Below are 12,725 nucleotides of genomic sequence, written 5' to 3' on the forward strand. Positions count from 1 at the left end.
TGATGTGGCACGCACCGCGGTTCCTTTCCAATGCGGGAGATCTCTGCAGTGATTGAATCATCGGTGACGCTTGGTGTGGGTGTGGCGGCAGGTTGGCGGCTGCGCGCGTTGCTCGGCCTGGCGGCAGGCCTGGCGACGGGCGCGGCGCCTGCGCAAAGTGCGCCACAGAGCGCGGCGCTGACCAATGGCATCAATACCGGGGGCACCAGTTTCCTGGATGGCTTCACCAGCACCACGCCAGGCCTGGCGGTCGTCACCTACCTGCGGCACAACGCACTGGATGCCATCAAGGACGCCCGTGGCAACGATATCCCGGTGTTCGACAACCCGCGGATCGATTCCACCGTGCTGCTGACCCAGTTCGCTTACGTCACGCCGTATCGATTATTCGGCGGGTCGCTGGGCATCACTGCGCTGGTGCCGCTGGTCAATCTAGATGCGTCTTTCGGCCGCAACAGCATTGCCACGCTGCGCGACAATGGAGCCGGCGTGGGGGATGTGACGTTCGGGCCGTACCTGCAAATGCCACCGGTGATACGCAACGGGCGAGCGGTGTTCTCGCAGCGGTTCGAATTCGACGCCGTGGCACCGATCGGCAAGTACGACGGCCATCGCGATCTCAACCAGAGCTCCGGTTACTGGTCGCTTATTCCAAGCTACGCATTCACGGTGCTTCCCACGCCCCGTTGGGAAGTCAGTGCACGCATCAACTACATCTACAACTTTCGCAGCGAGCGCCGTCCGAACTTGCCGCCAGGCTTCGACTTCCGCAATGGTCAGGCAGGCGACGCGGGATGGATCAATTTCGCCACGTCCTGGGAAGTGGCACCGAAGCTGCGGCTGGGCATCAATGCGTACTACCTGACCCAGTTCCGCGACAACCGCACAACGACCAGCGTGTGCCGGATAGCCGTCAACGCGCGTTCTATGCAGGGCCGGGTGGCGTGTGGGCTTTTGATGCAAAAAACATCGTGTTCGCCAACGTCTATCTACCGGTGGAAGTCAGGAATGCCGCGTCCGGCAACAACGTCAATTTCGAGTATGTCCATGTGTTCTAGCGCCGGCACGGCTGGCTCCTTCGGAGGATGGCAATGAATTTGCAGAACAAGACGATCGTGGTGACCGGCGTGGCGTCGGGCATTGGCGCGGAGGTTGCACGGCTGGCGCGGTTTCACGGCGCCAAGGTGATCGGCGTCGATCGCATGCCCGTGCAGATGACACTGCACGGCTTTCATCAGGCCGATCTCGGCGACCCGGTATCCATCGATGCCTTGGTGAAGGCCTTGCCGGATCACATCGATGCCCTGGCAAACATTGCCGGCGTGCCGGGAACCGCGCCGCTGGATGTGGTGGCGCGGGTGAACTATCTGGGCTTGCGCCACCTGACCCAGGGGCTGCTGCCACGCATCGTTTCTGGCGGTTCCATCATCAATGTCGCCTCGATCCTGGGCGCCGAATGGCCGCAGCGTCTGGAGCTGCACAAGCAGCTGGCGGCAACTGACAGCTTCGACAGCGGCAGCGCGTGGCTGGCGGCGCATCCGGTAGCGCACGACACCTGCTACCAATACTTCAAGGAGGCGTTGATCGTGTGGACTTTGCTGCAATCGCGGCCCTGGTTCGCCGACCACGGCGTGCGCGTGAACAACGTGTCTCCAGGTCCGGTGTTTACCCCGATCCTGGGCGATTTTGCCGCCATGCTCGGCGAGGAACGGGTCAAGGCAGACGCCAAGCGCATGACCCGCCCGGCGTATGCCGATGAAGTGGCCGAGGGCATCGTGTTTCTCGCATCCGACGCTGCCCGCTGGATCAACGGCATCACCCTGCCGATCGATGGCGGGCTGGCTTCCACCACGCTGTAATCCCTACACGCTTTAGCAGGAGGCTAGACCATGAATGCTCTTTCCAGCGCAACCGCCGCTGCGACCGACACGCCCGCGTGGCATGGCTGCATCTTCAATGGCGACTGGGTGCCCGGTCGCGGTGGCAGCTTGCCCATCCACGAGCCGGCAACCGGCGCCTTGCTGCATGAAGTCGGCAAGGCCGACCTGGCCGATGTCGCCGCTGCCATCGCACAGGCCAAGCAAGCGCAGCGTGCCTGGGCCGCAACACCGCCGCGCGAACGCGCGGCCGTGTTTCATCGTGCTGCGCAGGCAATGCAGGCACGCAGCGCCGAAGCCACCTTGCTGATTGCGCGCGAAACCGGCGGCATCCTGCCCAAGGCCCAACGCGAGGTGGACGAATCGGTGGTGTTCTACCAGCAGGCCGCTGCCATGCCGCTACAGGCCAGCGGCCAGATGTTGCCGACGGCATCCGGCCAACTCAGCCTTGCACGCCGCCTGCCGTTGGGCGTGATCGGGGTGATTTCGCCGTTCAATTTCCCGTTGATTCTGTCGCTGCGCTCGGTGGCGCCGGCGCTGGCGATGGGCAATGCGGTGATTCTCAAACCCGACCCGCGCACGCCCTACACCGGCGGTGTGATCATCGCGCAGGTGCTCGAAGACGCCGGCCTGCCGAAGGGCTTGCTGCACGTGTTGCATGGCGATGCGCCGATTGGCCAGGCGCTGGTGGAATCGCCGGATGTTCCCATGATTGCGTTCACCGGTTCCACGGCCGCCGGCCGCCGCATCGGCGAAATTGCCGGACGCCACCTGAAGAAAGTCTCGCTGGAACTGGGGGGCAACAACGCAGTGATCGTGCTCGACGACGCGGATCTGGACAAGGCTGCCTCGGCGGTCGCATTCGGTGCGTATATGCACCAGGGCCAGATCTGCATGGCGACCGGGCGTGTGCTGGTGCACCGCAGTGTGGCGCAGGCACTGACCCAACGGTTGGCCGACAAAGCGCGCCATTTGCCGGTGGGCGACCCGGTCAGCGGCACCGTGGCGTTGGGCCCGATCATCGACCAACGCCAGCTGCAGCGCGTCGTCGACATCGTCGGCGATAGCGTGGCAGCCGGCGCGGTCGTGGAAGCGGGCGCCACCCACGAAGGCCTGTTCTACGCGCCCACGGTGTTGTCCAACGTGCGCCCGGGCATGCGCGCGTTCGACGAAGAAGTGTTCGGGCCAGTGATCAACATCACCGTGTTCGACATCGACGACGAAGCGGCCGAGCTGGCCAACCAGGGCGAGTACGGGCTTGCGGCAGGCATCTTGTCGGCATCGGTCGCGCGCGCGCTGGCCCTGGGTGAGAAGTTGCACACCGGCCTGCTGCATATCAACGACCAGACGGTGGCTGACGAGGTCGTCAATCCATTCGGCGGCACCGGTGCATCAGGCAACGGCACCAGTGTGGGCGGCCCGGCCGATTGGGAGCAATACACGCACTGGCAGTGGCTGACCATCAAGAGCGACGTGCCGCAGTATCCGTTCTGATCGCAATGGCTTGGTGATGGAGTGGCTGGTTCTGCCTCTCCATCGCTGCAGGACGACGGTCTGTGCTGAACCTATTCGCCTTGGTCACTTGTGTAGGCCTGGCATGGCTTTTCTCAGACGCAGCCGGAAGCTTGGTGAGTCGAGCGTGCGGTGCCTCACCGCTCGCGGAGCACGCCGTGCATCCATCCATTGAGCCTCGATGGCGGCATCCATGCCGCCAACGGTCCCGCCATCGGCAAGGCCACCGCACCAGGACGTTTGTCGGCAGTTTGATGCGGGATGCTCCTGATACGCAGGCGCCGCTGCACTGCGAGCGGGCGTCGCCTGTCGATTGCACTGACAGACCGGACCACTCGACTGGTCCGTAGCCGCTCACCGTCGCAGAACCATTGCTGGCATGGACGCCGCCACGGCGCTTGCATGGACGTACTTGCAGCGTGTCCTGCGACGATTGGCAGGCAAGGGCCTGCAGCAAGTCTGCAAATGCTTCTCTCTACAACGCGCACAGCGATTGAGTGACGTCGTTCGGTTGGTCGCTTCTGCTAACCGGCGCGAAAGCGCGTCGGCGAGCAACCGGCGTGCCGTGCGAAGTAGCGGCTGAAATAGGCAGCGTCGAAAAATCCAAGGCTGGCGGCAATCTGTTGCACGCTCAGGCTGGTGTAACGCAAGCTGCGGCGTGCTTCCAGCATGATCCTGCGCTGGAGCAACTGCAGTGCAGAGGCGCCAGCCAGGCGCTGGCACAGCGCGTTGAGGTGACCGGGCGTCAACCCAAGTTGATCGGCATATCGCGAAATCGGCCAGTGGGCGCGGTAGTGCTGGTCGATCAAGCCTTGATAGGCGCGCAGATGGCGCAGCGCCGGGTCGGCCTGCGGGCTGATTGCTGCGGCATGCCGGGCGCGTTCCAGTGCCGTACGCGCCATCCAGATGACCAGCTGCGCCGCGGCGGCCTGCGCTGCGATGTCATAGCCGATCGAACGGCGTGCGTGGTCCTGCGCAATGCTGCCAAACAATACATCCAGCCATTGGCGTGCAGGCTGCGCGTGCACAACGGCTGGCGCGGCCATGACCTGTTGCAGGAATGGCGCAGCGTTCAGCGCAGCCCTGACCAGCGGCATGCACATAGTGATGACGTGCCCACGCACTGCCGAGTCGAAGCCAAAACCATGCACGCAAAGCGGCGGAAGCCACACCACGCTGGCACCGCGCAGGCGTTGGGTGCGCCCGTCCAGCTGCAGCGTGGCCGGCCCGCGTTGCACATAGACCAGTTGCGCCAAATCCTCGTGTCGGTGCGGCACGATCTGCCAGTCGTGCAGCCGGCTGCGTGCGGCAATCGATTCCCAATGCAGCAATTCCGCGGCATCGGCGTGTTGCTCGCCGTACAAGCCGAAAGCGGGGACGGCGGCGGGGTCGGGCACGGATGTGGCCATCGTCGAAAAGTCCAAGCACTGCACGCAATCATCCCTTCAATGCAGCGCTTTGGCTACCGACACTGCACGCATCGTCATCCAGGCCAGGAGCAATGCATGCGAACGCAGGTTGCGATCATCGGCGCCGGCCCATCCGGCCTGTTGCTGGGCGAACTGTTGCGGCTGGCTGGCATCGACTGCGTCATCATCGAGCGGCAAACGCCCCAGCATGTGCTGGCGCGCATCCGCGCCGGGGTATTGGAGCAAGGCAGTGTGGAACTGCTGCAGCGCGCCGGCGTCGGCGAGCGCTTGCAGCGCGAGGGCCTGCTGCATCACGGCTTCGAATTGTCCCTGGACGGTCAGCGCGAGCGCATCGATCTGCTGCGCGGCTGCGGACGTGGCGTGACGGTCTACGGGCAGACCGAGGTCACCGCCGATCTGATGCATGCGCGCCAGCGCAGCGGGGCACCGACGTACTACAACGCGCAGGACGTGACCCTGTGCGGTGTGGAAGGCACCACGCCTGCCGTGGAGTTCAAGCAGGACGGCCAGCGCAAGCATCTCGCCTGCGACTACATCGTCGGCTGCGATGGTTATCACGGCGTCAGCCGAGCCAGCATCCCCACCGAGCGGCTGCGTCTGTTCGAGCGCGTGTACCCGTTCGGCTGGCTTGGGGTGCTGGCCGATACCCCACCCGTGCACGACGAACTGATCTACGCACGCCATCGGCGTGGGTTTGCACTATGTTCGATGCGCTCGCCCACCCGTACGCGCTATTACATCCAGGTACCGGCCAGCGCGCAGGTGGAGGCCTGGAGCGATCAGGCGTTCTGGGACGAATTGCGTGCACGGCTGCCGTCCGCGTTGGCGGCGCAATTGGTCACCGGCGCATCGATCGAGAAGAGCATCGCACCGCTGCGCAGCTTCGTTGCCGAACCCATGCAGTACGGTCGCCTGTTCCTGGCCGGCGATGCTGCGCATATCGTGCCGCCTACCGGCGCCAAGGGGCTGAACCTGGCGCTTGGCGATGTGGGCGTGTTGGCGCAGCTGTTCGAGCGGTGGAAGACAAGCGGCGATGCCAGTGTGCTGGAACAGTATTCGACATTGGCCTTGCAGCGGGTGTGGAAGGCCGAACGTTTCTCGTGGTGGATGACCACGCTGCTGCATCGCTTCGATGACGAAGACCCATTCACGGCGCGGCTGCACGCAGCGGAGCTGGACTATCTGCTCGGTAGCGAGGCGGGACGCGCAACGCTGGCGGAAAATTATGCAGGTCTCCCGTTGACCGCGCTGGCCGATTGATCGGGCGTCGGTGATTGCTTAACGCCAGATACCGCCTGACGAATCTCCATCATCGCGCACGGTGGCAGTACGGATTCAACGCCGCCTTGGCTCCAGAAATGCGATGCGTGCGCACAACAGGCTTCCACAAACCGGCTTGCATGACACCCGTCAGCGCACATGCTCCGTGTCAGCCGACGCCCGCTCAATCGCAACATCCGGTCCATCCAGCACGCGGGGGCACAGCACGCGGGTGGCCACCATGCCGGTGATGTTTTTCTCACCAACTGCTGCGCAAGTGCCCAGGTGCATTTCCAGGCGTCTAGCGGGCCAATCAACGGCACCGGTAGGGTGGCGATGACGCGTTCATGCAGCTGTGCACACGCACGCGTCTTCCCCCCGCTCAACGGACACGTTGCTGGCATCTCCGATGAGCGCAATGCCACTCTCCACCCAGGAGTACTCCATGAAGAAGTTGCTCTCCCGTACCTTGTTGCTGGTCATGTTGGTCGCGCCAATGGCCGCGTTCGCGCAGACTGCGGTGACGGCCAATCCGAATCATCAGAAGATGCTGCTCGGCAGCACCTGGTATGAAACTGCCAACAAGCGGCTAGTCTACGATTTCTGGCGCACCGTGTTCGAAGCTGGCCAGGTGTAGTACGCGCCGATGTACATGGACAAGAACTACATCCAGCACAATCCGAACGTGGCCAATGGACGCGATGCGTTTATCGCCTTCCTGACCGCGTTCGTGAAGCCGACGCCGGTGCAGCCGCGGGTGCAATTGCCCTTGGTCGCCATCACCGCCGATGGCGATCTGGTCACCCTGGTGTCGGTGCGCACCTTGCCCAACCCCAACAAGCCCGGCACCACGTACACCACCACGTGGTTCGACATGTTCCGGATCGAGAACGGTCTGATCAAGGAACATTGGGACTCGGATACCATCGCTGGCCGTGCCAGCACCGGCGGCCAGCAACCACTGCTGCACACCAGGCTGCGTTGCCTAGCCCTGCGTGTGTCCTCGACGTAGAGGATTCGCTCGTCACAGCGCCCACCTCATGGTGGGCGCTGTCGTGTTGGCGACACCCGTGTCAGCTGATGCGGAACCCCATCGTCGCTTCCACTGCCTGCTGCCAGCCGGCGTACAAGGCCTCGCGCTTGTCGTCGGCCATGGCCGATTCGAAGCGGCGATCCACCGCCCATTGCTTGGCGATTTCCTCGCGGCTGCCCCAGAACCCGGTTGCAAGACCTGCCAGATAGGCCGCACCGAGCGCCGTGGTTTCCGCGACTTCCGGGCGGAGTACAGGCACATTGAGGATGTCGCTCTGGAACTGCGCCATGAAGTCGTTGGCGATGGCGCCGCCATCGGCACGCAGTTCTTTCAGTTCGATGCCGGAATCGCTCTGCATCGCGGTGAGCACGTCGCGGGTCTGGTAGGCCATCGATTCGACGGCTGCGCGCACGAAGTGTTCCTTGGTGGTGCCACGCGTCAGCCCGAACACCGCGCCGCGGATGTCGCTGCGCCAGTACGGCGCGCCCAGGCCGACGAAGGCCGGCACGATGTACACGCCGTCGTTGTCGCCGGCACGCTCGGCGTAGGCTTGCGAATCGCTGGCCTTGCCCAGCATGCGCAGGCCATCGCGCAGCCACTGCACCACCGAGCCGGCGACGAAGATGGCCCCTTCCAAGGCGTATTCGACCTTGCCGTCGATGCCCCAGGCAATCGTGGTCAACAAACCGGCCTTGGAAGCCACCGCCTTGTCGCCGGTGTTCATCAGCATGAAACAGCCGGTGCCGTAGGTGTTTTTCGCCATGCCAGGTTCGAAACAGGCCTGGCCGAACAACGCGGCCTGCTGGTCCCCGGCAATGCCGGCGATGGGCACCTGCTCGCCATAGAAATACTGGGTCTGGGTCATGCCATAGACCTCGCTGGAGGAGCGTACTTCCGGCAGCATCTGCGCCGGCACGTCCAGCATGGCCAGCAGTTCGGCATCCCATTCCAGGGTGTGGATGTTGAACATCATGGTGCGCGAAGCATTGGTGTAGTCGGTGACGTGCACCTTGCCGCCGGTGAGATTCCAGATCAGCCAGCTGTCGATGGTGCCGAATGCCAGCTCGCCGTTTTGCGCGCGTTCGCGCGCGCCTTCGACGTGGTCGAGGATCCACTTGACCTTGGTCCCGGAAAAATACGCGTCGATCAGCAAACCGGTCTTGTCGCGCACCATCTGCTCATGCCCGGCTTCCTTGAGCTGGGCGCAGATGTCCTTGGTCTGTCGCGACTGCCACACGATGGCGTTGTAGATCGGCTGGCCGGTGGCCTTGTCCCACACCACCGCGGTCTCGCGCTGGTTGGTGATGCCGATCCCGGCGATCGCGCGCGCATCGATCTGCGCGTTGTTGAGCAGCTCGGTGATGGTGGTATAGACGCTGGTCATGATCTCGCGCGGGTTGTGTTCCACCCAACCCGGCTGCGGAAAGATCTGGCCGAATTCGCGCTGCGCCACGCCGGCCACCTTGCCCTGGCGGTCGAACAACATCGCGCGTGAGCTGGTGGTGCCTTGATCGATCGCAAGGACGTACTGCTTTTCCATCGAAGATTCCTCGAACAATGCCGGCATTGGCGCACGGCGAGAAAGGTCGGTGCAGGCGATGACGACGCGTGGCCGTCAGGGTTTGGCCACAGATAACGTCACGCGTGGCCAGGGTGATCGTTGACTTCGCTCAGCACCATCACAGCGGATCGTGTGGTTTGCCGCCACCCTGCAGATGGCGCACCCGCGCCGGCAGGAATGGCAGGATCAACCACTGATAGGCCAGCGCGCCGATCGGCCCACCGATCAACGGGCCAACGATCGGGATCCACCAATAGTTGTCCTTGGCCGGCAACGCGGCCTCGCCCCAGCCGGCGAAATACGCAAACAGGCGCGGGCCGAAGTCGCGCGCCGGATTCATCGCCCAGGCTTCCAGATAGCCCATCGACGCGCCTAGCGTGGCGACCAGCAAGCCGATCATCAATGCGCCGGAGTTGGCAGTCGGTGCGGCCTCGTTGAACTGCTCGGTGATGGCGAAGATGCCGAAGATCAGGAACGCGGTGATGATGATCTGGTCGACCAACGCGTGCATCGGCGTGACCGCCAAACCCGGTGCGGTGAAGAACACCCCGGCCGCGCCGCCGGCTTCGCGGGTGAGCTGCTGCACTTGGTTGAAGTGATCGATCACCGGCCCGTACAACTGATAGACGATGGCCGCGCCCAGGAATGCGCCGACGACCTGAGCGACCCAGTAGGGCACCACCTTCTTCCAGGAAAAGCCGCGGAACAGCGCCAGTGCCAGCGTGACCGCCGGATTGGCGTGCGTGCCGGACACCGAGCCGGTCACGTAGATCGCCAGCGTCACCGCCAGGCCCCAGGCGATACACACGCCCCAATAGGCGTTTTGATAGGGGCTGGGGTCGTACAGGATGTACATCGCCGCCACCGAATCGCCGAGCGCGATGATGATGAACATGGCGACCGCTTCGGAGATCAACTCACCCACGAGTTGCCGGCTCATGCGCGCATGCCCGCAAGGTCGATGATGCAGATAACAGCGTGCAGCACGCTTGCTTGCGCGCAGCGGTGGTCGGTGATGCTCATCTGGGGTGCCCTCCACGTGACTTGGGTGATGCTGGCTGAAGCGCCGTAATACGTTGCCGGACGACCCGTCCTCGCCGACAACGCGGTGTGTTCAAGCAGAAGCGACGTCGCGTTGCCGGATCGGTTGCGTCTGCAGATAGTCTTCCAGGCGCTGCCGCGCGGCCGCATCGATCCGCAGGCCGAGCTTGCTGCGCCGCCACAGAATATCGTCGGCAGCCACCGCCCATTCGTGTTCACGCAGGTAATCCACCTCGGCCTGATACAGGTCCGCGCCGAAGTGCGTGCCCAGATCGGCCAGGCTTTGCGCATCGCCGAGCAGTTGTTCGGCGCAGGTGCCGTAGTTGCGCACCAGCCGCTGCGCGGTCGCTGCCGGTAGCCACGGGCGCGCGCGGCCGACGCGTTCCAGCAAGCTGGCGATATCGCGCTGCTCGCCGCCCGGTAATGCTTCGCCACGCGCGGTCCACGCCGGCTTGCGTGCGCCCAGCGCGTGGGTCAGCCGGTCCACCGCCTCTTCGGCCAGCTTGCGATAAGTGGTGAGCTTGCCGCCGAACACGTTGAGCAACGGCGCACCCTCGGTGACCACTTCCAGCTGGTAATCGCGGGTCACTTCGGCTGCGTTGTCTTCGGCGTCGTCCAGCAACGGGCGCACGCCGCTGTAGTTCCACACCACATCGGCGGGGGAGATCTGCTGCTGGAAATACAGGTTCACCGCATCGCACAGATACTGCACTTCGGCCGCATCGATCTTCGGCGCGGCGGGGTCGGCCTCGTAGTCCACGTCGGTGGTGCCGATCAAGGTGAAGTCGTGCTCGTAGGGGATGGCGAACACGATGCGCCGGTCCGGTTGCTGGAAGATGTATGCATGGTCGTGATCGAACAGCTTGGGCACCACGATATGGCTACCCTTGACCAGCCGCAGTGCGTGTTCGTGCGGCACCGCGGCCACGGTGTCCAGGAACGACACTGCCCAGGGGCCGGCCGCATTGGCGAGCGCGCGCGCCTGCACCGTGCGGCGGCGGCCCTGGCGGTCTTCGAGCTCGGCATACCAGAAGCCCGCATCGCGCCAGGCACCGACGCAACGCGTGCGGGTGTGGATCTTGGCACCGCGCCTGGCGGCGTCCATCGCGTTGAGCACCACCAGCCGCGCGTCCTGTACCCAGGCGTCCGAATACACGAAGCCGGTGCGCAGCGACTCCTGCAGCGGCGCACCGACCGGGTGCGTCCGCAGCGATAGCCGGCGCGAGCGCGGCAGGCTGCGCTTGCTGCCGCCCAGATGGTCGTACAGGAACAGTCCGGCGCGAATCATCCAGGCCGGACGCAGGTGCGGTTGATGGGGCAGCAGGAAGCGCAACGGCCAGATGATGTGCGGGGCCAGCCGCAGCAACACTTCGCGCTCGGCCAGTGCCTTGCCGACCAGCGCGAATTCGTACTGCTCAAGATAGCGCAGGCCGCCGTGAATGAGCTTGGTACTGGCGCTGCTGGTGTGCGCGGCCAGGTCGTCCTGCTCGCACAGGCACACCGACAAACCGCGCCCGGCCGCGTCACGGGCAATGCCGACCCCGTTGATGCCGCCGCCGATTACCAGAAGATCGTACATCTCGCCCATCGGTGCCTCCGTCCGGGTGCGCTGACGAGCGAACCCAAGTTGTCATGTTCGAACATATTCGAACATCGAACCTTGCGGCGGCGTGAAGACGGTTGGCGCCAACGCGACCAGGGACAGGCACGCAAATCGGCTGTGGAAACGGAGATTAAATGCGGCTTATTGACGAACTCGGTGGTTCTTGGCGGCCATCGCATAAAAACGATCAAAAACGAACATCCGCCTCAGTCGGTTGCGTTCGCGTCCGCCAGGTGCACCCGGGTGCCGGCCTCGGCCAGCACACTCGCCAGCTCCTGCGGCGGCGGCCGGTCGGTGAACCAGTCGTGCACCTGTGCAAGTGCGCCCAGCCGCACCATGGCGTTGCGGCCGAATTTGCTGTGGTCGGCGGCCAGCAGCACATGCCGCGAGTGCTCGATGATGGCCTGCGCCACCCGCACTTCCTGGTAATCGAAATCCAGCAGGGTGCCGTCCAGATCGATGCCGGAAATGCCGATCACCCCGAAATCCACTTTGAACTGGCGGATCAGCTCCACCGTCGCCTCGCCGGTCACGCCTTGGTCGCGCCCGCGCACCACACCGCCGGCCACGATCACCTCGAAGCTGGGGTTGGCGCTGAGCATCACCGCTACGTTGAGATTGTTGGTGATCACCCGGAGTCCGCGGTGCTGCAGCAACGCGCGTGCGACTTCTTCGTTGGTGGTCCCCAGGTTGATGAACAGCGAGGCATCGTCGGGAATGAAGCGCGCAACACGTGCGGCGATGTGCTGTTTTTCGCGGGCCTGCAGCGCCTTGCGTGCGGTGTAGGCCAGATTCTCCACGCTGGAGGGCATGCTGACGCCGCCGTGATAGCGGCGCAGCACGCCGGCATCGCAGAGCAGGGTCAGATCGCGCCGGATGGTCTGCGGCGTCACCTCGAAGCGCGTGGCCAAACCTTCGACCTCGGCAAAGCCCTGCTGCCGCACCAGCGCCACCAATTGCTCCTGGCGCGGGTTCAATGCCGGCGCCGGGACAGTCCTGTAGTGAGTCGACTCCATGCGCAGATGATCGCGCATACGCGTGAGGATGCAAACACGGCCGCGTGCACGCAGCGCGCGATATGGGCTTGCGGGCGAACATCGGCCTGAAGCGGTGCACGCTTGACGATTGCCGGATGCGCTGCGCCCAGGCTTCGCGTTCCTGGACGCATCCGATTGCCCAGCAGGCTCGGCCAGGGCTCGGTAAGAATCATCGCCCTCGATGTGTGCTGCTGAAGCGCCAACGAGAAGTTGCCAGCATGCGTGGACACGGCAGTGGGTTGGCCGATGCAACGCGGGCGCCGCAAACGCGTTCCTTGCTGAAGCCCAGTATCAACCGCAGCCGCCAGACGATACGCGCAGCGATGTGCGCCTGCCGCTGCACCCCGGCGAGATGTGAACACGCAGGAGTG

At 64.3% G+C, this 12,725-nt stretch carries 8 protein-coding genes and 2 pseudogenes; 5 read left to right on the forward strand and 5 right to left on the reverse strand.

Annotated elements, in window-relative coordinates:
• Positions 1-30: 30 nt before the first annotated feature.
• The 3 genes and pseudogenes from ACCQ03_RS02115 to ACCQ03_RS02125 all read left to right on the forward strand — a co-directional run bounded on the left by ACCQ03_RS02115 (position 31) and on the right by ACCQ03_RS02125 (position 3,371).
• A pseudogene (locus ACCQ03_RS02115) lies at positions 31-1,058 on the forward strand (SphA family protein).
• 33 nt (positions 1,059-1,091) lie between these two features.
• Positions 1,092-1,859, forward strand: a complete 768-nt coding sequence (locus ACCQ03_RS02120) for a coniferyl-alcohol dehydrogenase (RefSeq protein WP_057678533.1) — start codon at positions 1,092-1,094, stop codon at positions 1,857-1,859.
• A 30-nt stretch (positions 1,860-1,889) separates the two neighbouring features.
• Complete coding sequence (locus ACCQ03_RS02125; protein ID WP_057678532.1) at positions 1,890-3,371, forward strand: benzaldehyde dehydrogenase; 1,482 nt, start codon at positions 1,890-1,892, stop codon at positions 3,369-3,371.
• 542 nt (positions 3,372-3,913) lie between these two features.
• Here ACCQ03_RS02125 and ACCQ03_RS02130 read toward each other — a convergent pair.
• The gene (locus ACCQ03_RS02130; protein WP_057663612.1) at positions 3,914-4,798 is read right to left on the reverse strand and encodes a helix-turn-helix domain-containing protein; all 885 of its coding nucleotides are present in this window, start codon (positions 4,796-4,798) and stop codon (positions 3,914-3,916) included.
• 96 nt (positions 4,799-4,894) lie between these two features.
• Between ACCQ03_RS02130 and pobA the strand changes: the two genes are divergently transcribed.
• Both pobA and ACCQ03_RS02140 read left to right on the forward strand, forming a co-directional pair.
• Positions 4,895-6,079: a 4-hydroxybenzoate 3-monooxygenase gene (pobA, locus tag ACCQ03_RS02135; protein WP_209225178.1), complete on the forward strand. Its 1,185-nt coding sequence runs from the start codon at positions 4,895-4,897 to the stop codon at positions 6,077-6,079.
• Between the two features lie 445 nt (positions 6,080-6,524).
• Positions 6,525-7,091 (forward strand): annotated as a pseudogene (locus ACCQ03_RS02140) (nuclear transport factor 2 family protein).
• A gap of 61 nt (positions 7,092-7,152) precedes the next feature.
• On the opposite strand, the gene glpK reads toward ACCQ03_RS02140, so the two are convergent.
• The 4 genes from glpK to ACCQ03_RS02160 all read right to left on the reverse strand — a co-directional run bounded on the left by glpK (position 7,153) and on the right by ACCQ03_RS02160 (position 12,351).
• On the reverse strand, positions 7,153-8,652 hold the full coding sequence (gene glpK, locus ACCQ03_RS02145; RefSeq protein ID WP_057663634.1) for a glycerol kinase GlpK: 1,500 nt from the start codon (positions 8,650-8,652) through the stop codon (positions 7,153-7,155).
• Positions 8,653-8,791: 139 nt separating this feature from the next.
• The gene (locus ACCQ03_RS02150; protein WP_057663618.1) at positions 8,792-9,613 is read right to left on the reverse strand and encodes an MIP/aquaporin family protein; all 822 of its coding nucleotides are present in this window, start codon (positions 9,611-9,613) and stop codon (positions 8,792-8,794) included.
• 174 nt (positions 9,614-9,787) lie between these two features.
• A complete protein-coding gene (gene glpD / locus ACCQ03_RS02155) occupies positions 9,788-11,302 on the reverse strand; it encodes a glycerol-3-phosphate dehydrogenase (protein ID WP_057678530.1) in 1,515 nt (504 codons plus the stop codon).
• Between the two features lie 221 nt (positions 11,303-11,523).
• A complete protein-coding gene (locus tag ACCQ03_RS02160; RefSeq protein ID WP_057678529.1) occupies positions 11,524-12,351 on the reverse strand; it encodes a DeoR/GlpR family DNA-binding transcription regulator in 828 nt (275 codons plus the stop codon).
• Positions 12,352-12,725 lie beyond the last annotated feature (374 nt).

Origin of the sequence: Xanthomonas sp. NCPPB 3569 (genome assembly GCF_041475645.2) — a bacterium.
Classification (GTDB): Bacteria; Pseudomonadota; Gammaproteobacteria; order Xanthomonadales; family Xanthomonadaceae; genus Xanthomonas; species Xanthomonas phaseoli.

Bases quoted from the DNA above. Each gene is read 5' to 3' on its own strand.
- ACCQ03_RS02120 (WP_057678533.1), top strand. From the start codon at position 1,092: ATGAATTTGCAGAACAAGACGATCGTGGTGACCGGCGTGGCGTCGGGC.
- ACCQ03_RS02130 (WP_057663612.1), bottom strand. From the start codon at position 4,798: ATGGCCACATCCGTGCCCGACCCCGCCGCCGTCCCCGCTTTCGGCTTG.
- ACCQ03_RS02125 (WP_057678532.1), top strand. From the start codon at position 1,890: ATGAATGCTCTTTCCAGCGCAACCGCCGCTGCGACCGACACGCCCGCG.
- ACCQ03_RS02150 (WP_057663618.1), bottom strand. From the start codon at position 9,613: ATGAGCCGGCAACTCGTGGGTGAGTTGATCTCCGAAGCGGTCGCCATG.
- glpD (WP_057678530.1), bottom strand. From the start codon at position 11,302: ATGGGCGAGATGTACGATCTTCTGGTAATCGGCGGCGGCATCAACGGG.
- pobA (WP_209225178.1), top strand. From the start codon at position 4,895: ATGCGAACGCAGGTTGCGATCATCGGCGCCGGCCCATCCGGCCTGTTG.
- glpK (WP_057663634.1), bottom strand. From the start codon at position 8,652: ATGGAAAAGCAGTACGTCCTTGCGATCGATCAAGGCACCACCAGCTCA.
- ACCQ03_RS02160 (WP_057678529.1), bottom strand. From the start codon at position 12,351: ATGCGCGATCATCTGCGCATGGAGTCGACTCACTACAGGACTGTCCCG.